The organism is Bacillus sp. FSL R5-0416, assembly GCF_037975425.1.
Taxonomy (GTDB): domain Bacteria; phylum Bacillota; class Bacilli; order Bacillales; family Bacillaceae; genus Bacillus; species Bacillus subtilis.
In genome coordinates this window covers 311003-336437 of record NZ_CP150252.1, presented here as the reverse complement: position 1 = coordinate 336437, position 25435 = coordinate 311003, and the positions used below count along the sequence as shown (strand labels likewise).

General features: G+C 45.7%; 23 protein-coding genes and 1 pseudogene. 7 read left to right on the top strand and 17 right to left on the bottom strand.

The window, feature by feature from the left end; all coding sequences use genetic code 11:
- Positions 1-181 precede the first annotated feature (181 nt).
- The 3 genes from NYE20_RS01820 to NYE20_RS01810 form a co-directional block, all read right to left on the bottom strand.
- The gene (locus tag NYE20_RS01820; protein ID WP_031315677.1) at positions 182-964 is read right to left on the bottom strand and encodes a nucleotidyltransferase domain-containing protein; all 783 of its coding nucleotides are present in this window, start codon (positions 962-964) and stop codon (positions 182-184) included.
- Positions 965-1048: 84 nt separating this feature from the next.
- On the bottom strand, positions 1049-2005 hold the full coding sequence (gene cah, locus NYE20_RS01815) for a cephalosporin C deacetylase (RefSeq protein ID WP_015715213.1): 957 nt from the start codon (positions 2003-2005) through the stop codon (positions 1049-1051).
- Between the two features lie 71 nt (positions 2006-2076).
- Positions 2077-3051, bottom strand: coding sequence for a LysR family transcriptional regulator (locus NYE20_RS01810; RefSeq protein WP_339184334.1), 975 nt, complete (start codon positions 3049-3051; stop codon positions 2077-2079).
- 117 nt (positions 3052-3168) lie between these two features.
- On the opposite strand from NYE20_RS01810, the gene NYE20_RS01805 reads away from it, so the two are divergent.
- Positions 3169-3930 (top strand): class I SAM-dependent methyltransferase, encoded by a 762-nt coding sequence (locus NYE20_RS01805; RefSeq protein ID WP_064672029.1) that lies wholly within the window; start codon positions 3169-3171, stop codon positions 3928-3930.
- Between the two features lie 27 nt (positions 3931-3957).
- Here NYE20_RS01805 and NYE20_RS01800 read toward each other — a convergent pair whose 3' ends face one another.
- The gene (locus tag NYE20_RS01800) at positions 3958-4518 is read right to left on the bottom strand and encodes a shikimate kinase (RefSeq protein WP_003246473.1); all 561 of its coding nucleotides are present in this window, start codon (positions 4516-4518) and stop codon (positions 3958-3960) included.
- Positions 4519-4795: 277 nt separating this feature from the next.
- On the opposite strand from NYE20_RS01800, the gene tmrB reads away from it, so the two are divergent.
- Positions 4796-5389 (top strand): tunicamycin resistance ATP-binding TmrB, encoded by a 594-nt coding sequence (gene tmrB / locus NYE20_RS01795; RefSeq protein WP_041850762.1) that lies wholly within the window; start codon positions 4796-4798, stop codon positions 5387-5389.
- 49 nt (positions 5390-5438) lie between these two features.
- Here the strand turns inward: tmrB and nadE are convergent, their stop codons facing one another.
- Both nadE and NYE20_RS01785 read right to left on the bottom strand, forming a co-directional pair.
- On the bottom strand, positions 5439-6257 hold the full coding sequence (gene nadE / locus NYE20_RS01790) for an ammonia-dependent NAD(+) synthetase (RefSeq protein ID WP_003246440.1): 819 nt from the start codon (positions 6255-6257) through the stop codon (positions 5439-5441).
- A 129-nt stretch (positions 6258-6386) separates the two neighbouring features.
- Positions 6387-6983, bottom strand: a complete 597-nt coding sequence (locus NYE20_RS01785) for a DUF1989 domain-containing protein (RefSeq protein WP_003246345.1) — start codon at positions 6981-6983, stop codon at positions 6387-6389.
- A gap of 129 nt (positions 6984-7112) precedes the next feature.
- Between NYE20_RS01785 and NYE20_RS01780 the strand changes: the two genes are divergently transcribed.
- On the top strand, positions 7113-8453 hold the full coding sequence (locus NYE20_RS01780; RefSeq protein ID WP_021481846.1) for an amino acid permease: 1341 nt from the start codon (positions 7113-7115) through the stop codon (positions 8451-8453).
- A gap of 4 nt (positions 8454-8457) precedes the next feature.
- Here NYE20_RS01780 and NYE20_RS01775 read toward each other — a convergent pair whose 3' ends face one another.
- The 3 genes from NYE20_RS01775 to NYE20_RS01765 all read right to left on the bottom strand — a co-directional run bounded on the left by NYE20_RS01775 (position 8458) and on the right by NYE20_RS01765 (position 10454).
- Positions 8458-9219 carry a YqcI/YcgG family protein gene (locus NYE20_RS01775; RefSeq protein ID WP_070548499.1) on the bottom strand — a complete coding sequence of 254 codons (762 nt, stop codon included), beginning with the start codon at positions 9217-9219 and terminating at the stop codon, positions 8458-8460.
- A gap of 69 nt (positions 9220-9288) precedes the next feature.
- Positions 9289-9918: a LysE family translocator gene (locus NYE20_RS01770; protein ID WP_038828521.1), complete on the bottom strand. Its 630-nt coding sequence runs from the start codon at positions 9916-9918 to the stop codon at positions 9289-9291.
- Positions 9919-9989: 71 nt separating this feature from the next.
- Positions 9990-10454, bottom strand: coding sequence for a MarR family transcriptional regulator (locus NYE20_RS01765; protein WP_003246360.1), 465 nt, complete (start codon positions 10452-10454; stop codon positions 9990-9992).
- A gap of 112 nt (positions 10455-10566) precedes the next feature.
- Here NYE20_RS01765 and bmr3 point away from each other — a divergent pair, with 112 nt between their 5' ends.
- A complete protein-coding gene (gene bmr3 / locus NYE20_RS01760; protein ID WP_077671209.1) occupies positions 10567-12105 on the top strand; it encodes a multidrug efflux MFS transporter Bmr3 in 1539 nt (512 codons plus the stop codon).
- 43 nt (positions 12106-12148) lie between these two features.
- Here bmr3 and NYE20_RS01755 read toward each other — a convergent pair whose 3' ends face one another.
- The 5 genes and pseudogenes from NYE20_RS01755 to NYE20_RS01735 form a co-directional block, all read right to left on the bottom strand.
- Entirely contained in the window at positions 12149-13774 is a 1626-nt protein-coding gene (locus NYE20_RS01755) for an L-lactate permease (protein WP_161621331.1), read from the bottom strand.
- Between the two features lie 31 nt (positions 13775-13805).
- On the bottom strand, positions 13806-14771 hold the full coding sequence (locus NYE20_RS01750; protein ID WP_161621330.1) for an L-lactate dehydrogenase: 966 nt from the start codon (positions 14769-14771) through the stop codon (positions 13806-13808).
- A gap of 176 nt (positions 14772-14947) precedes the next feature.
- Positions 14948-16927 (bottom strand): alpha-amylase, encoded by a 1980-nt coding sequence (gene amyE, locus NYE20_RS01745; protein WP_161621329.1) that lies wholly within the window; start codon positions 16925-16927, stop codon positions 14948-14950.
- Positions 16928-17075: 148 nt separating this feature from the next.
- Positions 17076-17678, bottom strand: a pseudogene (locus tag NYE20_RS01740) (DUF6773 family protein).
- Positions 17679-17793: 115 nt separating this feature from the next.
- Positions 17794-19227, bottom strand: coding sequence for a YfcC family protein (locus tag NYE20_RS01735; protein ID WP_161621328.1), 1434 nt, complete (start codon positions 19225-19227; stop codon positions 17794-17796).
- Positions 19228-19375: 148 nt separating this feature from the next.
- Between NYE20_RS01735 and NYE20_RS01730 the strand changes: the two genes are divergently transcribed.
- Complete coding sequence (locus tag NYE20_RS01730; protein WP_161621327.1) at positions 19376-20527, top strand: M20 peptidase aminoacylase family protein; 1152 nt, start codon at positions 19376-19378, stop codon at positions 20525-20527.
- Between the two features lie 38 nt (positions 20528-20565).
- Here NYE20_RS01730 and opuAC read toward each other — a convergent pair whose 3' ends face one another.
- Genes opuAC through opuAA form a run of 3 tightly spaced genes read right to left on the bottom strand, consistent with a single transcriptional unit; the run spans position 20566 to position 23553 of the window.
- On the bottom strand, positions 20566-21447 hold the full coding sequence (gene opuAC / locus NYE20_RS01725; RefSeq protein ID WP_003246462.1) for a glycine/proline betaine ABC transporter substrate-binding protein OpuAC: 882 nt from the start codon (positions 21445-21447) through the stop codon (positions 20566-20568).
- Positions 21447-22295, bottom strand: coding sequence for a glycine/proline betaine ABC transporter permease subunit OpuAB (gene opuAB, locus NYE20_RS01720; RefSeq protein ID WP_003234703.1), 849 nt, complete (start codon positions 22293-22295; stop codon positions 21447-21449). The genes opuAC and opuAB overlap by 1 nt, the downstream gene beginning before the upstream one ends.
- Position 22296: 1 nt before the next feature.
- Complete coding sequence (opuAA, locus tag NYE20_RS01715; protein ID WP_003246301.1) at positions 22297-23553, bottom strand: glycine/proline betaine ABC transporter ATP-binding protein OpuAA; 1257 nt, start codon at positions 23551-23553, stop codon at positions 22297-22299.
- Positions 23554-23842: 289 nt separating this feature from the next.
- On the opposite strand from opuAA, the gene NYE20_RS01710 reads away from it, so the two are divergent.
- Both NYE20_RS01710 and NYE20_RS01705 read left to right on the top strand, forming a co-directional pair.
- Positions 23843-24145 (top strand): metalloregulator ArsR/SmtB family transcription factor, encoded by a 303-nt coding sequence (locus NYE20_RS01710; protein ID WP_010886398.1) that lies wholly within the window; start codon positions 23843-23845, stop codon positions 24143-24145.
- 68 nt (positions 24146-24213) lie between these two features.
- Positions 24214-25386, top strand: coding sequence for an MFS transporter (locus NYE20_RS01705; protein ID WP_161621326.1), 1173 nt, complete (start codon positions 24214-24216; stop codon positions 25384-25386).
- Positions 25387-25435: the final 49 nt, after the last annotated feature.

The following is a 25435-nucleotide window of genomic DNA, read 5'->3' as shown; positions in this document are numbered from 1 at the left end:
TCAACACCCCGCAATCTAAGAAGTATTTGTATGAGTTTATTGTAAATGGACAAAACAGGCGTTCACAATATTCTCAAAATACAAAGATTCTGATTATTTTTGTGGATTTGCCACAATCAGATAGTTAGAAAGTCGGGGGGGATTCTGTCGAATAAAGCAGAAAAGGAAGCGACAAAAAACATCAGCTTCCTCCATCCTTCCACACTTCTTCAACCGTATTCAAAAGCAAACGGTTCAACTCAGGTGTCATATCTTTTTTCTCTGCCTTCAGTTCTTTTGCCGCTTCCATGATTCTTTCGATTTCCGTTTCAATGAATTGGTGAATAACATCGATTCTTGCTTCGAGGTCAAGCTCTTCCCCTCTTCTTTTCCGTTCAAGCAAGGTTTCCATTTCAGCCTTCAGTTCGGGTTCAGCAACAAGTTCATTCATCAAAACAGTAAAGTCCATTGGCGGTATGGTTCCGTGCTTTTCAATCCATTGGCAGGCCAAAATAGGCCGAAGAACGTAGAAGTACTTTTTAATTTTGACCTCTTGTCCTTGTAGATAATCCTTGACGTTCCTTCTCGCCATATTGATATAGTGATACACGCTTGCTTCAGGCTTAAATGCCTCCGTGCGCAGTTTTCTTAACTGCTCTGCGGTCGTAAATGCTTCATAATACACAATGTCTGAGGACAGCCATTCAAGGAGCGGAGGGTTTGACTTTTTGAAAAGCCGAAGCGTTTTTCTCAGCTCCCAGCCGCTGATATCCAGCAAATCGTGAATCGGTTCCTCAATGACATCACGCTCCTGCTCAATTGAAAAGTACCACTCCTTTTTCGGCACATAAATAAAGCGGACGTCGTAATCACTATCCTGCGAGGGAAATCCCCATGCGCGGCTTCCTGACTCGACGGCATACACGATTTTGACTCCGTATGACTGCTCGATCCGTTTTAATTCATCAATGATTCTTTGTTTCATATCTATTCGTCTCCAGTCTGTTCTCATTCCGGCAGTTTGCAGAAAAAAACCGCCTGATGATATGCGGCGGCTTTTCACATTTTATCAGCCTTTAAGATGCTGCTTAAAGAAAGCAAGTTTTTCCGTTTGAAAAGCAGGGATATACTCATGTCCGAAGTAGCGGTACACCTTCAGCTCTTTCTCTGTTTCCAAATGATTGTAGGCGGCAAACACGGTGGACGGCGGCGTGACCTTGTCAATCAGGCCGATTGACATCAGGACAGGCACCTTCACTCGGTCAGCGAGATTCATAATATCGAAATATGAAAGTGTCTTCATCGCCTGCACTTCTGTTTCCGGGCTGCCATTTCTTCTGAAGAAGGAATTGATTTCAAGGTACGGCTGTTCAAGCGCCACATCAATGGCCCGTTCGAAGTTGCTTAAATAAGGATAATCGGCAACCGCGGCTTTTGGAATGTCTGACAGCGCTGCTGCGGCAATGGTTAAACCTCCGCCTTGGCTTCCTCCTGTCACACCGATCCTTGTTTCATCAACCTCGTCAAAGCTGCTGATGACCTCAAGCGCGCGGACGGCGTCCAAATAAACACCGCGGTAATAGTATGTATCTTTATCCAGAATTCCTTTCGTCATCCAGCCCAAAGCGTGACCGTGCGGTGAAATACTCGTATCCTCGCTGCTCTGCTGGCCGCGGACAAGCATGCCGAATGCGGCGTAGCCATGGAGTGCCCAGTTTACCATTTCATGAATTTCACCATCATAGCTTGCATTGTAGCCATGATATTTCACGATCGCCGGATGCGGGCCTTCCTTGTCAGGCACCGCGTACCATCCGGTAATGCGGGCGTTTCCGAAACTTTTATATGTGAGACGGTATACTTTTACTCCGTCAGCAGGATAGTCAACCGGCTGTAAATCAGGTTCTGCTTGGACTTTTGCAAGTTCCTCCAAAGACAATTTCCAAAACTCAGAAAAATCTTTCGGTGCTGTTTTTTCAGGCTTATATGTTTGCAATTGGTCGAGCGGCAGATCGAATAGTTGCATTTCCGATTATTCCCCTTTGTTTTATAAGATATAGTTTGTATTCCTATACTACCACGTTTCGGCTTTGTTTTCTAAATATTTTCATCATTGTTTCCCAGACAGCCTTCATCAAACGTTTGTTTAAGACTTTCCCGGCTTAGTTCCATAAAGGCCCGGGCGGTCAGACTGACATAGCGGTTCTTTAAAAAGACGAAGACGAGGGTTCGTGATGGCGCGGATTGAATCGATAAATAGATCACACCCGGATCTTTATCCCTTCTGACCATATTCGGCGCCATTGTCACACCTAATCCGTTAGCCACAAGAGATTGGGCGGTTTCAATATGGCTTGTCTTAAAGGCGGCATTCGGCTTAAAGCCGCTTTCCGCACAGAGATCGAGAACTGTCCTGCGAAAGCCGAAGCCTTCTTTTAACAGAATAAATGGCACGTTCCTTACCATGTCAAGCGGCACACACGGCTGGTGTCCCTCCTTACCTTCCAGCGCTTTCTCAATCAGCGCGACCATTTCCGGCGGCATCCACCTTTGTTTTTCCTTCGGCACCGCGAGAACAATCGGTTCCGTGAGCAAGGGTATAATGGAGAGCCGCTCATCCTCGATCGGCAAGGATAAAACAGAAAGGTCAACTTCTCCCTTTGCCGTCATCTCCTCTAATGAAACCGGATCTTTTTCAACAAGCTGAACCTCCACATGAGGATAGCGCGCCAAAAACTGCTTCAGCAGCGGAGGAAAGAGATATCTCCCTGTTACAGCAGGAATCCCGATGGATAATTTATGACCGATTCCCTGTGATCGCTCCTGCATTTCCCGAAGCAAATCATCTCTGGAACGAATGATGTCCTCGGCTTTTTCAATGAAACGCCTGCCGTGGGGTGTCAATGTAACAGAGCCATGGGATCTGTGAAAAAGGGTAAGCTCCAGCTCAGCCTCAAGCTTTTTGATTTGCTGGCTGAGAGACGGCTGTGCGATATGAAGATGTTCCGCCGCCTTTGTAAAGCTTTGGCGCCGGGCAATTTCCGCTGCATATTCCATCACTTTAATATCCATTTCAGCCTCCATAGGTTGAACCTATCGTTTTCATCATTTTTATATCTTGGACGAATCATAACAGAAATTGCTAACATAATCCATATCATCATTTACGAAAAGAAGGAGCTGGTTCAAATGACAAATGAAACACCGTTTTCTAAAAACGCCGAGATGTATCGGGATGAAAAGGTATTTGCCGAGGGGGAAGATTTGGGGTTGATGATCAAAACAGCGGAATGCCGGGCAGAGCATCGGGTGCTGGATATCGGAGCGGGCGCCGGCCATACGGCCCTGGCATTTTCTCCTTATGTACAGGAGTGCATCGGTGTTGATGCAACGAAAGAGATGGTTGAGGTTGCGTCCTCCTTCGCGCAAGAAAAAGGATCTGAAAACGTACGCTTTCAGCAAGGAACGGCAGAGTCACTCCCCTTCCCCGACGATTCATTTGACATCATCACCTGCCGATACGCAGCCCACCATTTTTCAGATGTCCGCAAAGCTGTCAGAGAGGTTGCACGCGTACTAAAACAGGACGGACGTTTTCTCTTAGTTGATCATTACGCGCCTGAAGATCCCGTTCTTGATGAGTTTGTCAATCATTTGAACCGGCTTCGAGACCCTTCCCATGTTCGAGAAAGCTCATTATCAGAATGGCAGGCGATGTTCAGCGCCAATCAACTGGCCTATCAAGACATCCAAAAGTGGAATTTGCCGATTCAATACGATAGCTGGATCAAACGAGGCGGAACCCCCGCTGACCGAGAAAAACAAATCATTACCCACTTGAATCACGCATCAGACGAAGCACGCGACACGTTCTGTATTACATTGAACCAAAACGGACAGCCCATCTCCTTTTGTTTAAAAGCGATTTTGATACAAGGGATAAAACGATAAAAAAAGCCGTGCGCTGCGCACGGCTTTTTACATCGGCTGATAAAGATCCCAGCCAATTTTTAATGTCTCAACAATGTAATCGGCAACCTCTTCCGGGGAAAGGTTGTCTGTTGCCACTTTTGAATTGTGCTTGTCATAAATGACTTTTCTTTCGTTAAACAGCTGTTCCATTTCATCCATTGAACGGTTATGCAGTACAGGGCGGCTTTCGATCAATAAATCCGCGCGCTGCTTCCAGTTCTCCCATGACAGGTCCAGATGAAGCACGAGACAGTTTTCCAGACAGCAATTCCTGATTTCTTCTTGTTTAAAAGATCCCCCGCCCAGAGATACGATTTTGAATCGTTTATGATGGCAGATGTCTAAAATATATTCCTTCTCCGTTTTCCGGAAAAAGTCTTCTCCCTTTTTCTCAAATATCTCAGGAATTGACATATTGAAATCCTTTTCGATCTGCTGGTCAATATCAATAAAATCTCTATATAATTTTTTAGCGACCAATTGGCCGATTGTTGTTTTTCCTACACCCATGAATCCGATCAGGACGATATTTCTTTCTCTTACTGGGATGGCTCGTTTAGCGTTCATCTTCGGCGAAATCCTCCTAAGGAATGAAATTTTATATTCATTATATGCTTATTTAGCGAATATTTATATAGATACCGGCTTTACCGGTCAAGCTTATAGTGCGCTTTGTTGTTTAGCCATTTTTGCCTGAATGACATTCATTGTACAACATTTCTGCAGGTATTTTAATACTTCGACGCAAAAAAGCGTTAAAACCTTCTGCCTTTATTGTTTTTCCAGCTGACTCTTCGATGGAAGGGTCTTTTTCTGTATGATGAATAGGAAGGGAGAAATGGCGATGATCATTTGGATAAACGGGGCATTCGGTTCCGGAAAAACACAAACAGCCTTCGAACTGCACAGAAGGCTGAACCCATCTTACGTGTATGATCCCGAGAAAATGGGTTTTGCGCTGCGCTCCATGGTGCCGCAGGAGATCGCAAAGGACGATTTTCAAAGCTATCCTTTATGGCGGGCGTTCAATTACAGTTTGCTAGCTTCTCTGACAGATACATACCGCGGCATCATTATTGTGCCTATGACGATTGTACATCCTGAATACTTCAATGAGATCATCGGCAGGCTCAGACATGAAGGAAGGATCGTTCACCACTTTACATTAATGGCTTCAAAGGAAACCTTGTTAAAAAGGCTGCGCACCAGAGCAGAAGGAAAAAACTCATGGGCCGCCAAACAAATTGACCGCTGCGTTGAAGGTTTATCATCACCCATTTTTGAGGACCACATTCAAACAGACAACCTGTCGATTCAGGATGTGGCAGAGAACATTGCCGCGAGAGCCGAACTCCCATTAGATCCTGATACGAGAGGCAGCCTCCGAAGGTTCACCGACAGATTAATGGTAAAGCTGAATCATATCCGCATCAAATAAAGCTCCTGTACACGACAAAAGCCCGCTCCGAGAGCGGGCTTTCTTCAACTTATTTCCACCAGTCATCAAACATAGACGCCGGAACCTGGCGTTTATGTTCAGTCATGCTGTAGCGTTTTTCCAGCGCTTCTGATACTTTCGCTGATACTTCTTTTCCTTCGAGATAATCGTCAATCTCGTCGTAGGAAATGCCAAGCTCTGTTTCATCCGACTGCTGCGGTTTTTCGTCGAGCAGATCGGCAGTCGGTTCTTTTAAGTATAAGCGTTCCGGTGCACCCAGCTCTTTCAGCAGGGTTCTTCCCTGGCGCTTCGTCAAGCCTGTCAGCGGCAGGAGGTCTGCTCCGCCGTCACCGTACTTCGTAAAGAAACCAGTCACTGCTTCAGCAGCATGGTCTGTTCCTAACACAAGAAGGCCTTCCTGGCCGCCGATCGCGTATTGCGCGATCATTCTTGTTCTTGCTTTTACGTTTCCTTTATTAAAGTCCGTCAGCTGATCGCCTGTTTCCTGCTGATACTGATCAGAAAAAGCGCTGACTGTTGATTTAATATCAAACTTCCATGATTTATCCGGCTTAATAAACTTCAAAGCAAGCTGGGCATCGTCTTCATCCTGCTGTGTGCCATGCGGAAGACGGACAGCGATAAATTGAGCGTCTCCGCCCTCCTCGCGAATGCTCTCCACCGCAAGCTGAGCGAGTCTTCCCGCAAGTGTTGAATCCTGGCCGCCGCTGATTCCCAATACAAAGCCTTTAGCACCGGTTTTCTTTACATATTGTTTTAAAAAATTGACTCGGTCCTCAATTTCTTGCTTTGGATCAATTGAGGGCTTCACATGTAACTCACGCATAATCTTTTCCTGCATGCTCATCCCAATCATTCCTCCTGTACATTTTCCCTTGTTACTGATCATTTCCCCAAATCAATGAAAATGAATCATGACTGTTATGTATCCCTATTAAATATAGCACAGGTCTTCATTCACAGTGAACAAGAGAGATCAGCTGACTTCAACCCGTATGGATGTCACACTGTCGCCATTGCATTTCCCTTTTTCAATCGGGCAGGAAGAAAACGCGACAATTAAATCCATCTCCGCCCTGAGCCTTACATAATCTCCGGCATTCGAAAGCGGCGTTTCCACAGACAGATTCCCTTTCTCATCAAGGACAGTATTCATAAAAATCGCAAATGGGTAATGCATGTGAGGCTTCGGTACGCCAAACTGCTCAAGCGCACGGTTCATATTGTCATAGCACGTATCCTGGAACTCATCCTTTTGCTTCCCATATAAGAGCCTGTTCATATCAGGACGGCAGGCGGGCAGCAGCAGATCATGCTTGCCGACCGTATCTTCAATCAGGGTTAACATCGGCTTATACAGGTTGGAGTAGAGATGGTCGTTGACCTTCACATGAATGGAGTGATTGGCGTCTATCGTCGCTCCCTGATCAAGGTGTTCATAAAAATCCTTGGCATGGTATGCGACAAAATCAGCCACCTGCTGCCCTTCTACATCAACCACCTTTAAAATCTGCCCCTTTTTCAGCTTCAGCCCAAGCCCTTTTTTCGGCTCCACAATATATTGCTGTGTCATTGGTTTGCTCCTTTTTTCATTAGTATGAGCGTCCGCTTCCTTCTCCATGTAAAAAGAGGCAAAAATCCGATGTATATAAGCTTCGGACAGATCACAATCTAACCTTAGATAAAAGGGGTTGAATAAATAATGAGCCAAACAAAAAAAGACCAGCCAAAAGGGAATCTGGCTTGGTGGCAGCTGTCACTGATCGGAGTCGGCTGCACGATTGGAACAGGCTTCTTTCTCGGTTCCAGCATCGCAATTGTAAAAAGCGGTTTTTCCGTTCTCCTTTCATTTCTGATCGCAGGGATCGGTACGTATTTTGTCTTTGAACAGCTCGCCAAGCTGTCGGCGAAGCAGCCGGAAAAAGGTTCGTTTTGTGCGTATGCCCGAAAAGCATTCGGCAAATGGGCAGGCTTCAGCAACGGCTGGGTGTACTGGTCATCAGAAATGCTGATTACCGGAAGCCAGCTGACAGCCATTTCGCTCTTTACGAAGCATTGGTTTCCTCAAGTGCCGCTATGGGTGTTTGCCTCAATCTACGCAGTACTGGGGCTCCTTATTATTTTCACCGGCCTGTCCGTCTTTGAAAAAACAGAAAACGTGCTGGCAGTCATTAAAACAGCTGCTATTTTTATGTTTATTGTCATTGCCATCCTGGCTTTATGCGGTATCCTGTCCGGCGGAAATCATGGCATACATGTTCCAAATAAGACGAGTGAGTTTTTCCCATACGGCGCCATGGGGCTGTGGACAGGTTTAATCTACGCGTTTTACGCTTTTGGCGGAATTGAGGTCATGGGGCTGATGGCGGTTCACTTAAAAAAACCTGAGGAAGCGTCAAAATCAGGGAAACTGATGCTGGCGACGCTGGCGATTATTTATATCATTTCAATCGGGCTTGCTCTGCTTTTGGTTCCGTTACACGCGTTTACTGAACAGGACAGTCCGTTCATTACGTCATTAAAAGGATATAACCTTGAGATCATCCTTGATATATTTAACGGGATTTTCATCATCGCAGGGTTCTCGACCCTTGTCGCTTCGCTATTTGCGGTTACGACATTGCTTTGTACAATGGCTGATGACGGCGACGCGCCGAAATGCTTTACTCTAAAGGAAGGCAAAAAAATATGCTGGCCGGCACTTGGGCTGACGTTTGCGGGGCTTGTCCTCTCCATTATTCTGTCGTTAGTGCTGCCTAAAAACATTTATGAGCATATGACAACAGCTGCGGGGCTTATGCTTTTATACACTTGGCTGTTTATCCTGTTCTCCAGCAAAAAGCTGACTGATCCCGAGGGCATGGGAAAAACGCAAATTTATTTAGCGATGGTTCTGATTGCTGCAGCTGTGTCCGGTACATTGTTTGAAAAATCAAGCCGGCCCGGTTTTTTCGTCAGCATAGGTTTTCTCGTGATTATCGCCATCGTTACCATGATCTATCAAAAAAAGCAGGGTCATAAAGATCGCCCTGCCAGTCCTTGATTATTTATTTCATTTTGTTGAACATGTTCTTTAAATAAGAAAACGGGCACTTCGATACCTGTTTTTCGTCATCACGGAGGAAATACTGCTTCCATTCACGATTATCCTTTCCTCCGTACCAGCCTAATTGCGGGTGAATCGGAGCCTGATCATAGGCCTCTAAACGAGATCGGATCAGCCTGCTCATGTTACGGCCAAATGCAGTTGATCCATTTAGGTCATCAAACACCCACCTTGGCTGAAACGTGACCATAAAAAAAGGAAAGCTCCGGCTTCTTCTTGCCTCGTGCCCCGGTGTAGCGCACAGAATGAAATACGGCTCGCCGTCAAAACAAAACTCCCATTTATAATGCTCAGGATCGGCCGGAATATCTTCCGGCCATTCTTTTTCGTCTTGATGACTCAGTCTATTTAAAAAGCGCCAAAACAGCTCTTCATACGCTTCAATCGAATAATGCTCCGCCAAATCTTCCGGTGTATCAAACAACACAACGAGGGATGCGTATTTTCCCGTGTCCCGCGATATCTTGCCGTACTCCGCAAGCAACGGAGCCAGTTCCTCCGCTGTGCGGTTTTCCCGCGGATCTCCGGCAAAAGCAATCCGAAGCTGATCAGTCAGAAACGCCTGGCGTCCGGGAATGCATGGAAACGTATCCGCATCGTCCGCCAGAGTTTCTGCCAGCAGTTCAAAAGCGATTCTTTGCCATTCAGGAAGCTCTTCCTGAATACGTTCCAGAAAACTTTTGGTGTAAATCCCATTCACCATTGATCCACCTCCAGTATCATCTGGATACTATATTAAAACTGGAAGCGGCAGGTGACTGTCCTTCATGAATCAGCCCAATAACTGTTTGATGCCCTGATAACCAAAGTAAAAGCCAAACACAAGGAGGGATACACCGGCGATTCCGGTCAATCCTCTCAATAGCTTTTCATGAAGCAGGTTTCTGAACGTACTGGCTGTGATAGCCATGCAGAAATCCCAGATTAAAATGCCGATCATGATGCCGGAGCTATAGATTAGAAGCTGATTCATATTGTAGGACTCTGCTGTTTTCGCAAGAATGCTTCCGTAAATTCCAAGCCAAAAAAGGATGCTCAATGGGTTTGACAAGGAAATGAGAAAACCCGATGCGAATGTTTTCCTGTATGACGGTTTCCCCCGCGAGCTTCGCACATCCATCGGTTCTCTGACGTTTTTCAGCGTTTCAATTCCGGTATAGGTCAGGACAAAAAAGCCGAACAGCCACAAAAACGTTTTTACAAATGGAGCGGTCAAGAACTGTGACAGCCCGAAATAGATAAAAAGCATGTACAGCCCATCCGCTGTCATGGCGCCTAAACCGAAAATCCATGCATGCCAAAAACCGTTTTTAATTCCTTTGTCTATTTGCGCCGCATTCACTGGCCCCACAGGCGCAGACAAGGACAGTCCCAGCACAATATAGCTCAAAAAAATGTTCACCGGCCCGTACTCCCTTCTTATGTATCTTGTACAATTTATTCGGGAACGGGCCAAGCTATGCACAAATTCACTTACTGTTTCAGACGTTCAAGCTCTTCCTCCATAATATCGGCGGCTTTGCCTACAAAACTAAAAATGAGTTCCAGCTCCTCTTCCGTATATTCGCGGCACAAATCCATCGTTGACTCAGACAGAGGACGGAACAAATCCTTTATATGTTTTTTCGAAGCAGTCAAAGGGACGATTACGACTCTCCTGCGATCGTTCGGGTCCTTTTCACGAGCCACATACCCCGCTTTTTCCAGCCGGTCAACAAGCGCCGTGACGGAACCCGTGCTGAGGCCGGTTTTTTTCCCCAGCTCTCCGGCCGTCATCGGACCTGCTTCATTTAAAATGTCAGCTGATTTCAAATCGGTAGGAAACAGACCGAGAGCTTGAGCGGCTGCCTGATGAAACAGAACCGTTCTTGTGCCCAGTTTTCGAAAAAGCTGAACAGCAGTCTTTTCCAACTCACTTCTGGAATTTCTTGTTGACAACTGACAGTCCTCCCTATAAAATCGAGTTTATCTTGATAATCGAGATATTCAATGATCAAACTATTATCATGATATCAGAACTTACATAGAAAAGTAAGAGGAGGTAGAACAAATGGACACAACAACAGAAAAACAGGCTTCCACCAAATTTGTGGTCCTCGGTCTCCTGCTGGGCATCTTGATGTCTGCAATGGACAATACGATTGTTGCCACCGCGATGGGCAATATCGTAGCCGATCTTGGAAGCTTCGATAAATTTGCCTGGGTGACGGCATCCTATATGGTGGCGGTTATGGCTGGCATGCCGATTTACGGCAAGCTTTCCGATATGTACGGCCGAAAACGTTTTTTCCTGTTTGGACTTATTTTTTTCTTAATCGGTTCGGCTTTATGCGGTATTGCCCAGACGATGAATCAACTGATCATCTTCCGGGCCATTCAAGGGATCGGAGGCGGCGCGCTCCTGCCGATTGCCTTTACCATTATCTTTGATTTGTTTCCGCCGGAAAAACGCGGAAAAATGTCCGGCATGTTCGGTGCTGTATTTGGATTATCCAGTGTTCTTGGTCCGCTCTTAGGGGCGATCATTACAGATTCGATCAGCTGGCACTGGGTGTTTTACATCAATGTGCCGATCGGCGCATTGTCATTGTTTTTCATTATTCGCTACTACAAAGAATCTCTGGAGCACAGAAAGCAGAAAATAGACTGGGGCGGCGCGATTACCTTAGTCGTATCCATTGTATGCCTGATGTTCGCCCTTGAGCTTGGCGGCAAAACATACGATTGGAACTCCATTCAGATCATCGGGCTGTTTATTGTATTCGCCGTTTTCTTCATTGCCTTTTTTATTGTGGAGAGAAAAGCAGAAGAGCCGATTATTTCTTTCTGGATGTTTAAGAACCGCTTGTTTGCCACAGCGCAGATTCTCGCTTTTTTGTATGGCGGAACATTTATTATTTTAGCGGTATTTATTCCGATTTTCGTTCAGGCGGTCTACGGCAGCTCGGCGACAAGCGCGGGCTTCATTCTGACGCCGATGATGATTGGATCAGTCATCGGAAGCATGATCGGCGGAATCTTCCAAACGAAGGCAAGCTTCCGCAATTTGATGCTGATATCTGTTATAGCTTTCTTTATCGGTATGCTGCTTCTTTCCAATATGACGCCTGACACAGCAAGGGTATGGCTGACAGTCTTTATGATGATTTCAGGCTTTGGTGTAGGCTTTAACTTCTCCCTGCTGCCGGCGGCATCGATGAATGATCTTGAACCTCGCTTTCGGGGAACGGCAAACTCTACAAATTCATTTTTGCGATCATTTGGCATGACCTTAGGCGTCACCATTTTCGGAACGGTGCAAACAAACGTATTCACGAACAAGCTGACCGACGCCTTCAGCGGGATGAAAGGCTCAGCGGGATCAGGCGCTGCGCAAAATATAGGCGACCCGCAGGAGATATTCCAAGCGGGAACACGTTCCCAGATTCCTGATGCGATCCTGAATCGCATTATTGACGCGATGTCATCAAGTATTACGTATGTCTTTTTGCTCGCTTTGATTCCAATTGTCCTCGCGGCGGTTACCATTTTATTTATGGGGAAAGCCAGAGTGAAAACAACAGCCGAAATGACAAAGAAAGCAAATTAACTTAAAAAAGCAGTACATGCTGGGCATGTACTGCTTTTTTCTATTACACTCCAAATCTTGCAAGAATAAACGTCCATATACAAATGATCAATAACAGAATCAGGCTGTACGCCACTGTCCTTTTAAACAGTTTAGATTCCTTGCCTGTTTGGCCTACCGCTGCGGCAGCGATGGCGATAGATTGAGGAGAAACAAGTTTCGCCATGACACCGCCCGCCGTATTTGCGGCTAACAGCAAGTCTGAACTCGCACCGATCTGCGCTCCGGTGACAACCTGCAAATGGCCGAACAAAGCATTATTGCTGACAACAGAACCGGTGATGAACACGCCAATCCAGCCAAGAACAGGACTGACAAACGGGAACAGGTCTCCTGTTTTCGCCAATGCTAACCCAATTGAAGAGCTGAGCCCTGCGAAGTTGGCCAGATTGGCAAACCCCATCACGAAGCAGATCGTCATAATCGGCACCCACAGCTCTTTTCCTGTCTCCTTCAGGGAAGCAAAGGCATCCCGGGAGGAGAACTTTTTGCTGAACAGCCCTGTCACGATGACCGCCGCTAAAATCGCTGTACCAGTCGCTGACAGCAGATCAACTTTAAAGACTGCATCTAACGGCATGGCAGATGGCGCAATCGGCGGCATTTTCATAATTTGCTGATGCAGAAAAGGCATTTTGAACAGGAGCGTTGATTGATATAACAGCCCGCCTTCTTGGAAAAGCGCTTTGAAGGCAGGAAGGCTCCAGATGGTGATCGCCGCAGTTAAAATGTAGAAAGGAGACCACGCTTTCGCAATGTCAGCGGCACGGTATGCCTTTTTCTCACCAACATCGCCGGCCCCTTCCTCGCGGTAAATCTCTTTCGGCTGCCATTTGCGGAGGAAGAGGGCAAGCCCGCCCATGCTGAATAAGGCCGCCAAAATGTTTGCTAATTCCGGCCCGAGCACCGCCATTGTCAGTGTCTGAACCGCTGTATACCCACCGCTCACAACCAGAAGAGCGGGCCATGTCTGTCTGATTCCTTTCATTCGGTCTAATAAGAATACAAGCAGGAATGGTATTAAAAATGAGATCATCGGCAGTGTCCACATTAATGTCCGTGACAGCTCAAGAGCAGACAAATCACCAATCTGCGCCCCTGTGATGACAGGAATCCCGATCGCCCCAAAGGCTCCGGAGGCGGCGTTTGCAATCAAGCAGAGCGCCGCCGCTTTTAACGGTTTAAAACCAAGTTCGACGAGCAGCGCCGCACTAATCGCAATCGGAACACCAAAACCGGCCGCGCCTTCTAAAAACGCGTTAAAACAAAAACCAATTAATAATAGCTGTAATCGTTGGTCAGGCGAAATGCCGGCAATGCTGGACCGAATAATGGTAAATTTCCCGGTTTTCACTGCAATTTTATACAGCCACACCGCCATCAGGACGATGTAGCCAATAGGCCACAGCCCGCTCCCGATTCCTAACAAAACAGAAGAAATCGCTTTTTCAACCGGCATATGAAATGCCAAAACGGAGACGAAGAAACTGACGGCTAGGGTAAGAAATGCCGCAAGAATGCCTTTCATTTTCAAAACAGTTAAAGCCAAAAGAAAAAAGAGAATCGGAGTGAGCGCCACAAGTGCGCTCACATACTCGTTTCCAAACGGATCATACAACTGCTCCCACATTGACAATCAGCCCTTTACTCTAAAGTTGCGGTTAGTTGACTTTTTGTTCTGCAAAATGAGGTTTTAAAATGTTTTTAAGGACGGCGGCGCTGTGAAGGAACTGTTCTTTTTCTTTCTCATTTAAGTTCAGCTCAGTGATACCTGCGATCCCTCCGCGGTTCACGACAGCCGGCACACCGATGTACACGTCATCTGCACCGTATTGCCCGTCCAAATATGTGCTGACAGTTAATATGCTGTTTTCATTATGAAGAATGGCTTTTGTAATGCGAGCAAGACTCATCGCAACCCCATAATAAGTCGCGCCTTTTTTCTCAATGATATGGTAAGCTGCGTTTTTCACATCATCTACAATTTGGTCCAGCTCCTCTTGTTTGTACGCATCGTTTTTCTCAACGAGTTCACTGACCGGCACACCGCCGACATTCGCGTGGCTCCAAACAGGAAGCTCTGTGTCGCCGTGCTCTCCGATAATATGCGCGTGCACGTTTTGAGGCGCTGCGCCAAAGTATTCACTCAGCATGAAACGGAATCTCGCAGAATCTAGTGTTGTGCCGCTTCCGATCACCCGCTCTTTTGGCAGGCCGCTGAATTTCCATGTTGCGTAAGTCAGGATATCAACCGGATTTGTCGCGACTAAGAAAATGCCGTCAAATCCGCTCGCCATGACTTCACTAACGATGCCTTTGAAAATCTTCAAGTTCTTTTCTACTAATTCAAGGCGTGTCTCACCAGGTTTTTGGTTTGCTCCTGCGCAAATGCAGACAATATCAGCATCCTTGCAGTCTTCATATGTTCCGTAAGATGTTTTGACCGGTTGTGGCGCAAACGCCTTTCCGTGGTTTAAATCCATCACATCGCCCATTGCTTTTTCTTTATTTACATCAATGACCACAAGCTCATCTGTGATCCCTTGGTTAATTAACGCAAATGCATAACTGCTTCCAACAAAACCCGCTCCGATTAAAGCTACTTTATTTACATGTTTGTTCATCATTAATCATCCTTCCAGGGTATGTTTCTCTTTGATGTCTTTTTGTTTGTGAAGTATTTCACATTTATATTGTGCAACATTTCACAAACTTTTGCAAGAGAAAAGTTTTGTCTGATTTATGAACAAAAAAGAAACCATCATTGATGGTTTCTTTCGGTAAGTCCCGTCTAGCATTGCCCTCAATGAGGAAGAGAACCGCTTAAGCCCGAGTCATTATATAAACCATTTAGCACGTAATCAAAGCCAGGCTGATTCTGACCGGGCACTTGGGCGCTGCCATTATTAAAAATCACTTTTGCGTTGGTTGTATCCGTGTCCGCAGGCAGCGTCAGCGTGTAAATTCCGTCTGCATTTTTAGTCATTGGTTTTCCAGGCCAAGATCCGGTCAATTCAATTGCCCCGCCCCCATCATGTTTATAGATATAAGCATTTACCTGGCTCCAATGATTCGGATTTTGATAGCCGATGGTTTTGGCCGAAGCTGGATCTCTTTTAACAAAACTGTATTCCTCGGTCCTCGTTACACCATCACTGTTCGTTCCTTTTAACATGATGGTGTATGTTTTGCCAAATGGATCTCCTTTTCCGATTGTGAATTGATCTCCATCCTTAAACGCCGTCTCTGGTCCATTATTGATTTGATAAACGGCTTTTGTTGTATTCGCATCTGCACGCAAGGTAATCGTCAGTTGATCATTGAAAGAATGTGTTACACCTGTTTTGTAATTCTCAAGGAAAACATGAGGCGCTTTTGCAATATCATCAGGATAAAGCACAGCCACAGACCTGGCATTGATCGTGCCTGTCAGTTTACCATCATTCACTTGAAATGAACCTGCCCCAGCTTTATTGTCATACCTGCCATCAGGCAATTTTGTTGGCGTATTGATAGAAACAGAGGATGAACCTGCATTTGCCAGCACAACGCCATGTGAGCCGCGCTGATTCATAAATATCTGGTTGTTTCCATTTGGGTTCGAGAGCTCCTCAGGCTGTCCAGCCATCACATTGTGAAATCTATTGACCGCAGTGATAGCCTGATCTTCAAATAAAGCACTCCCGCGATCGCCTATTTGGCTTTTCCCCGGGAATCTCACACCATTTCCGCCTCCCTCAGGTCTGGAAAAGAAAAGAGGCGTACTGCCTGAACGAGAAGCTATCACCGCCCAGCCTAAACGGATATCATCATCGCTCATCCATGTCGACTCTTCATCATCATTGGCATACGTATCATGCGACTCTACCCATGTCACTAGCTTGTCCGCAGACACATCAGATGCATAGTGGGAGATATTCGACACGCCCAGATTACGATTCTTTAAAGCGGACCTTATGGAATGCCCATAGTTAGACGCTGTCACATTCATATAATTCGCATATGAAGCATCTCTGGAGGCACTATCCTGCAGGATTTCTCCGTATTGGAACTCTGCAGATGTATTTGTGATATTCGGCCAAAATTGACTGCCGTAACTGCCATCATCCGGAAGCTCTATATGTTTGGCGGCATCAAATCGAAATCCATCTGCCCCGTCATTCAATGCTCTTTCTAAGAACCGTTTCAAATAGGACTGTACTTGTGTATTTTGTGTATTCCAGTCATACAGCCCGAGCAATGAATTCTGCGTGACATCCCATCGATCCGACCAGTTTTTAATTTGTGTGTTTCCATGTGTCCAGTTTGGAATACTCTTAATCTCATTGGAAATCGCGGCATAGTCACTGGTGGTATGATTGATGACAGCGTCAACAATGACCTTTATGCCATATTCTTCAGCGGCTGCACACATTTCTTTAAATTCTTGTTCAGTTCCTAAGTAACGGTTGCCAATTTGGTACGATGTCGGCTGATAGAGCCAGTACCAGTTCGACATGCTTTTATTTCCTTGGTTCCCTTCCTTGACTTGGTTAATCGGAGATGTCTGAATGGCTGTATATCCTGCATCATGAATATCCTTCATATTATGTTTTAACGTATTGAACGACCAATTCCATGCATGAAGAATGGTTCCGCTTTTGATCGACGGTGCTGTCAGCTCATTCGATTTGTTCGCCGTTTCAGCACTCGCAGCCGCCGGTCCTGCCAGAACCAAATGAAACAGCAATAAAAATCCAGCGAATAACGGCAGTAAAGAGGTTTTGAATCGTTTTGCAAACATTCTTGACACTCCTTATTTGATTTTTTGAAGACTTACTTCGGAGTCAAAAATCCCTCTTACTTCATTCTTCCGCTTCCTCCTTTCAAACTGATGTGAAGACTGGATAATTTTGTTAACGCTTACATTTTAAATTATCACAATCACTCTATCAAAACAACTTGGCAGAGTGAATACAAATCAATGTTCCTATAAAAAAAGCTGCCCGAAACTGTGAACGCTTCCCTCGCTTTCCAAACAAAAAAAAGAAACCATCTATTTTTCAAGATGATTTCTTTTTTACTTCTTCTTTTACAGCTCTTCTGTAAGCCAGCTTCACAATCACATACCGAAGCAGAAACAGAACGCCGCCGCAGACGATAAAAAGAAGAATCATTTTCAGCCAAGCGAAGAATGTATGGGGAATCCCCCTGTCGTACATCGTAAGCACCACTACCGCAAAGGCGACGGCAATTGATTCTATTCGCTGCTGCTTCACCCGTTTTTGCAGTTCTTCTTTGGTGTCTATTCTCGGCATGAGCATTCCGGATGCCGCAGCCCTGATGCAGTAATATAAGATAATGATGAACAAAAACACAAGGCTTGCAGCCCATTCTTTAAACGGAAATTCAAACATAATGCCGCGGATGATCACATCAAGCAGCGCAAATGCTCCCGCTATCATCCCAATCTCCGACCAGATTTTTTGTTCTTTTTCTTTTACTCTCTTATTTTTCCCATTCACGCCTGAAAGTCTATTACGCAGATTATTCATGACCTTCCTCCCGCACTTTTACGAATGGCTTATGGCTTACATGTTACAATAACAGCCTGCGCTTCTGCAATGAATAACTCAAAAGCCCGCCGTACAAGCCGGCGGGCAGCAATCGTTAAAACGGCCCCCAATTGATCATGACGCCGATCACGATAAAGACAAGCCCGATCAAGAACCAAATCAGAGCAAGCGGCACCATAAACCGCAGCCACTTGACATACGGAATACCGCTGGCGGCAAGCACCGCCATGAGAACGCCGGATGTCGGGTTCACACAGTTGACGACCCCTTCTCCAAGCATAACCGCCTCAACCGCAACCTGTCTCGTGATTCCCATCAAATCAGCGAGCGGCGCCAGGATTGGAATAAATACAACGGCTTCGCCAGACCCTGAAGAGATGAGAAAATGAAGCAGCGCACTGGCGATATACATGCCGATTGCCCCGACAATCGGGCTGAATCCGTCCAAAAGTGAAGCCAAAGCATTGACGACAGTATCGAGAAGCTTTCCATTTTCAAGGATAACGGAAATGCTTCGTGCCATCCCGACAATCAGCGCCCCGTATACAAGACTTTGGCAGCCCGTAATGAAGGTTTTGGCAATATCGTTCGCCGCAAGTCCGCCTATTAAACCGGCAAGGACAGAAATAAAAATAAATGTCGCAGCCATTTGGGAATCTGACCAGCCAAGCTTCAAAGCGCCGTATAAAAATCCGACAAGTGAGAGTCCCGCCACAGCCAAAATCAGCTTATGGCGAACGGTAAACGGCACTGACTGATCTTCTTCTTTACCGGCTTCGCCCATTCCTGCCGCAGGGAACCAATCTGTTCCTAACACACTGGCATCTTTTGATTTTTTTAATTTTCTCGTATACAAATAGATATAAATAATAGAAGACAGCAAAAAGCATATGTATATCACAACTCGCAGGCCGATTCCTGAGAAAAGAGGGAGCTCCGCGATTGATTGTGATAAACCGAGCGGTGACGGTGATAATATGGTGGAGTTAAATCCAGCGTAGCAGCCGATGTAAATAACAGCGGCTCCCGCGACTGCGTCCCATTTTAAGGATCGTGCCACAATGAGGCCGATGGGGATAAAACCGATAACTGAATTCACGACAATCCCGGTTGTTCCGAGAATGGAGAACAATGCGCCGACAATACAAATAAATAATAATTGCTTTGTGCGGAACTTGCTGATGACATTGTAAATCAGTCCGTTGATGGCTCCCGTTTTTTCTAAAATGGCAATGGTGCCGCCTGTGAATAAAATCAGAAAGATGATTGGCGCTGATCCAACCATTCCATCCTGTAGAGAAGTAAAAAAGCTGATCAAGCTGACCGGAGACTGTTCAATTGAATGATAGCTTCCCGGCACCGCAGTCGTAATATCTCCCTTTGTTACGCGGTCAAATTCTCCCGCCGGCACAACATATGAAGCAACGGCGCAAATGAAAGCAATGATAAATAAGAGGACATAGGCGTCAGGCATTTTAAATGTCGTTCGTTTTTTCTTAGGCTGTGTTTCGGCTGCTGGCATACTCATGTTCGATCCATCCCCTCTGTTTGAATATATTAATTATTCTGAAAAGTAGCAATATGTGCTATATTATATACAGCCTATCTTCCTGTTTCAATATAAATAAAGTAAAGAAGGTAAAAATTCATTCTGATAGAAGGAGGTATTTCTAACCATGCAAAAGCTTTCAGAAGACATGAAACAAACCATTATGGACATCTTCGAGCATCTGCACGCGAACCCTGAAGTCAGCTGGAAGGAATATGAGACAACTTCATTTTTGAAACAAAAGCTTGAGGATTTAGGGTGCCGGACGCGCACGTTTTCAGACTGCACCGGGGTTGTCGGCGAAATCGGCTCAGGCTCACCTGTTGTAGCGGTACGCGCTGATATTGACGCGCTGTGGCAGGAGGTTAACGGCACATTTCGCGCCAACCATTCCTGCGGACACGATTCACATATGACAATGGCATTGGGCACGTTAATGCTGCTCAAAAAACAACCTGAGCTTCCGAAGGGCACAATCCGTTTTATCTTTCAGCCGGCAGAAGAAAAAGGCGGCGGCGCCTTGAAAATGATAGAAGAAGGCGTGATTGATGATATCGACTATTTGTATGGCGTTCACGTCCGTCCGATCCAGGAAACACAGAACGGCCGCTGCGCTCCGTCTATTCTGCACGGATCAAGCCAGCACATTGAGGGAACGATCATCGGGGAAGAGGCTCATGGCGCCCGTCCGCACCTCGGGAAAAACAGCATTGAAATTGCGGCATTTCTTGTACATAAGCTCGGACTCATTCATATTGACCCGCAAATCCCGCATACCGTCAAAATGACAAAACTTCAAGCCGGCGGTGAAAGCTCTAACATCATTCCAGGAAAAGCATCGTTCAGCCTTGATTTGCGCGCACAGACCAATGAAGCCATGGAGGCGTTAATCGCCGAAACAGAAAGAGCCTGTGAAGCGGCCGCCGCTGCATTCGGCGCAAAAATCGAGCTGCAAAAAGAACACAGCCTTCCTGCGGCAACACAAAACAAAGAAGCTGAAGCGATCATGGCAGAAGCCATTACAGATATCATCGGGGCTGAGCGGCTTGATGACCCGCTTGTCACCACCGGCGGAGAGGATTTCCATTTTTACGCCGTGAAGGTGCCGAATCTGAAAACAACGATGCTCGGACTAGGCTGCGGGCTCCAGCCGGGGCTCCATCATCCGCACATGACCTTTGACAGAAACGCGATGTTTACCGGCATTCATATTTTAGCGAACGCCGTGCTCAAAACATTTCAGAAGGCGGAATCACTTGCTGCCGCTAACGCTTCTTAACGCAAAAAAAGCAGCCTGGCTACAGGCTGCTTTCTTCATTACTTCTTCAAATCTTCAATTGAGTTGACATTTTTCATATATTGAGGAACAACAAGCCCCATCTTCACACCAGTCATACTGGTGCCAATATCATCATATTTGCCTTTATATTTAGCGGCGTATGCTTTATGGGTATTCGGCAGCCATGCGGAAAGGGATGCATCCGCACTTCCCGTCGCAATTGCAGTCCACATCGGCCCAGCCTCTACCTGAGTAAGTGTTACCTCATAGCCCAAGTCTTCTAAGACTTTGCCTATGACGTTTGTACTTGCAATCTCACTGTCCCACGCCACATAGGCAAGGTTGATTTTGTCTCCCTTCACCTTTTGAACGCCTTTTGTCCATTCGGCAATCTGATCCTTGTGTTTATTGACGTACTCAGCAGCAACTTTGGCAGGTTTCTCGCCTTCTTCCACCTTGATCATGATTTCGCCCATTTCGTCCTGCGTCCATTTAAACTGGCTCAGAAGCTTTGCGGCATTCGGCTGCTCTTTGCTGAAGCCTTTGCGTGTGATCGTATGGATTTCCTCTGCGCTGCCATAAGATTGTTTCGGATCATCGAGATATTTCAGCTTATATCTGGAGAACATCCAGTGCGGTGTCCATCCTGTAATGATAATCGGTTTCTTACGGTCGTATGACTTTTTAAGCGTAGCGGTCATCGCAGCACTTGACGCTGAAATCAATGTCCAGTCATTCAGGTCATAATCCTTCATCGCTTTGTCAGTCAGGGACATAATCCCTGAACCGGGGTCAATCCCGATGATGGTCTTATTCACTTGTTCTGCTGCGGATGCATTTTCATCGTTTTCTGAACCGCAAGCCGCAAGTGAGAGCGCCAGCATGGCGGAAACGCCGATGCCGATGATTTTTTTAAGCATCAGGCATTCCCCCTGCTTTTCTTCTTCACTTTAATATTTTGAGTAATACGGTCCAGGGTAATGGCAACGATAACGATGGCGATACCGGCCTCTACTCCGACCCCGGTTTTCAGCTGTGTAACGGCACTGTATACTTCAGAACCAAGTCCCGGTGCACCGACCATTGCGGCGATAACAACCATTGATAACGCAAGCATGATGCTCTGGTTAATTCCGGCCAAAATCGTTTTTGTCGCAAGCGGAAGCTGAACTTTAAACAAACGCTGAGCTGTTGTAGAACCGAATGCCTCAGTCGCTTCAATCAAATCCGCCGGCACTTGTTTAATACCGAGAACAGTCATGCGGATTGTCGGCGGCATCGCGAAGATAACAGATGCAACAACACCCGGCACAACACCGATGTTAAAGAAGAAAATCGCCGGCAATAGATATACGAAAGCAGGCATTGTCTGCATTAAATCAAGAATTGGCGTTACAATACGGCGAACCGTTTCTTTCTGAGACGCCCAAATTCCGATCGGAACCCCGACCACAATCGAAATAATCACAGATGTCAAAACAAGCGCCAATGTTTGCAGCATTGGGTCCCAATATCCTAAATAATCGATCAGGAGGAATCCAATCAACGTAAATAACGCAATTCCCCTTGTACTGATCCACCACGCAAGTGCGGCGAAAATAATCGTTAACAAAATAGATGGAATAAATCCAAGACCGGTGACAATTCCATTTACAAAAGCGGCCAATCCGTTAGCGATTCCGTCGAAGAATCCGCCAAACGTCATCGTAATCCAGTCAACAAAACGGTCAATAATATCTGCTAAAGGTATTCTAGGCAGTCTATCCATCTTATTTCACCTCCTGTGCAGAAGGATCTTGTGTTTGTTCGTTAGTGCCTTCAGCATTGATATACTCGTTATTGCCGGCAAGTGCGCCAATCAGCGCGCCTCTTACGACAATTCCTTTCATTCTTTGCTTCTCATCCACAACCGCAATTGGAATATTCGCATCGGACACAACGTCAAAAATCTCAGTCAGATACGTATTCTCTGGTACAGTCGTAAATTCTGTATTCAAGATGTCTTGAAGTGACAAATCAGACTCAGCCGCTTTTTTCGCATCAGACGCATAGATAACACCTAATAATTTCTTTTGTTTATCCACTGCATAAATTGAAGAAATTCCAAGGTTTTTCATCAGTGTCAATGCTACGCGAGGCCCTTTATCAATCCGCACTGTTTCAGCGCGTTTCATAATGTGGCCTGCTGTGAGGACTTTAGACAAATCAACATCTTCGACGAATTTCTCAACATATTCGTTAGATGGATTCATCAGGATTTCTTCAGGCGTGCCGATTTGAACGATGTTGCCGTCCTTCATTAGGACAATTCTGTCGCCGATCCGCAACGCTTCGTCCAAGTCATGCGTAATAAAGATAATTGTTTTTCCGACATTATCGTGAAGATCAAGAAGCTCATCCTGCATATCTTTACGAATCAGTGGATCGAGCGCACTGAACGCTTCGTCCATCAGAAGGATGTCCGGATCATTTGTCAACGCGCGGGCAAGGCCGACACGCTGCTGCATCCCGCCGGAAAGCTGGTCTGGATATTGGTGTTCAAATCCTTCCAGTCCAACGAGCTTAAGAGACTCAAGCGCTTTTTGCTGCCGCTCTTGTTTGTCTACACCTTGAAGCTCCAGTCCGTATTCTGTGTTTTCAAGTATCGTTCTGTGCGGGAACAGAGCGAACTTTTGGAAGACCATGCTGATTTTCTTCCGGCGGACTTCCCGGAGCTGGTCTTTAGACATATTTGTTATCATGTCACCATCAATGTAAATATTTCCGGCAGTCGGTTCAATAAGCCGGTTTAACATCCGTACTAAAGTTGATTTACCGCTCCCTGATAGACCCATGATGACAAATATCTCACCATCATATACTTCAAAATCTGCCTGATTAACACCAACGGTTGATCCGGTTGCTTTCAGGATCTCTTTTTTTGTCTTTCCGTTGGCAAGCATTTGAACTGCCTTCTTTGTTTGTTTCCCAAAAATCTTAGAGACTTTCTCGACTTTTATCTTAATTGGTTTCTCATCTACACTCATATTTTCCCTCCATATTAAGCAATCTTTATTACCGTAACATTTATGTAACTTCCCACACAAACAGCATATTCTCTTTTATTCTGTACCATTTCTTTATAAACATCCATGTGACCACATGATCTTATTTATGCTTCTAAATGCTCTGTAATCCTCCTATATGATTGTATTTTACGGGTGATTTTTCTCCTATCTTTAGTTGAAAACGCTTTTATTGGAATTGAATTCCTCCTTCCTCTTATGACTTCCTGCTCCTTTACTGGAAAAATAAGTTGCTTTTCCAACACCCATTATGTATTATAGTTTCATGACTATGAAACAATCAGATGATCAAATCAGAGCACAAATTTTTAAAGCACTGTCTGATGAATCAAGGCTTGCCATTATTCGTACGCTTTATGTCAGCGGAAAAGAACTCAGCTGCGGTGAAGTAGGTGAAAAGTGCAATATTGTCAAAACCACGGCATCTTATCATTTTAAAACGCTGCGTGAAGCGGGATTGACGGCAACCCGGAAAGATTCGCGGACAAAATACGTCAGTCTGCGTGAAGACACATTTCAAACATACCTGCCTGGCTTTTTGGAAACCCTCTAACAAAGGGTTTTCTCTATACATATCTGTTTCATAGTTTCAAAGTTATAAAACAATAGGAGTGATAAAATTTGAATCGCATTTGGCTTTTCTTCAGTGTCATGTTTGTCATTGGCACGGATACCTTTTTGCTTTCGCCGCTTCTCCCCCTTTTACAGAATCAGTTTCATGTCTCTACTGATTTGTCAGGCTGGATGGTCAGTGCTTATGCACTCGGTTATGCGCTCTTCGCTTTCATTGCAGGCCCAATCTCAGACCGGCTGAACAGGAAAACAGTCATGCTGTGGGGACTTGCAGGCTTTATCGTATCCACGTTTTTATGCGGCATCGCTCCCTCTTTTGCCGCCATGTGCCTGTTCCGTTTTGCCGCAGGCGTTAGCGCTGCGTTTGTGACGCCTCAAATTTGGGCGTCCATCCCAGTCATTGTCCGGCCTTCTCAGATCATAAAAGGCATGGGGATTGCGACAGCAGGTTTGGCCGCTTCACAAATGCTCGGACTTCCTATTGGAGGGTTTCTCGCTTCCTTTACATGGCATACGCCATTTTTCGTTTTGTCAACATGCTCGCTTATTCTACTATTGATCCTGGCGGCGGTCATGCCTGATATCCGGCCTTCTGAACCATTGGCGCGACCATCAATTGTCAACCCCTATCGGGAGCTTTTTTCATTGCCGAAAACATCGGTCATTCTGCTTGCCTATTTTCTGTTTCAAACCGGAAACTTCGCTTCGTTCAGCTTTCTGGGTGCTTGGCTTTCCGCGGATTATCATTTAACCGTGTCACAAATTGGCGCAGCTATGCTTGTACTCGGACTGGGAAATATGCTCGGGAGCCTTATCGGCAGCCGGGTTTCAGAAAAGCTGGGCATGTTTAAAACACTGATCAGCGGGATGCTGCTAATGGGCGCTCCCTATTTCGCTCTTCCGTTCTTTCCAAACTTGTTTTTAGTAGAAGCCAGCTTTTTTCTCACGTTTTTTACAGCTGGCATCATCTTTCCGTTAATGATGGGTGTCTTTCAATCCATTGCAGTAAATGCGCGAGGAACCATCGCTTCCCTTTCCAATGCCGCTATGTATGCCGGAACCACTGTCGGTACAAGTATTGCAGGTTTTTTATATCAAAGCACACAGCATTTCGGAGCTGTCACAGGATTTACTGCCATTCTGTTCATACTTTCTATGACGCTCTACCAGACAATTAGTAAAACCGGGAAACGCCAATCCGCAGCCCGGGCGCAAATGTAAAAAAAAGCACCTCATTCAAGAGGTGCCTCAGATTGAAAACCCTTGAAGT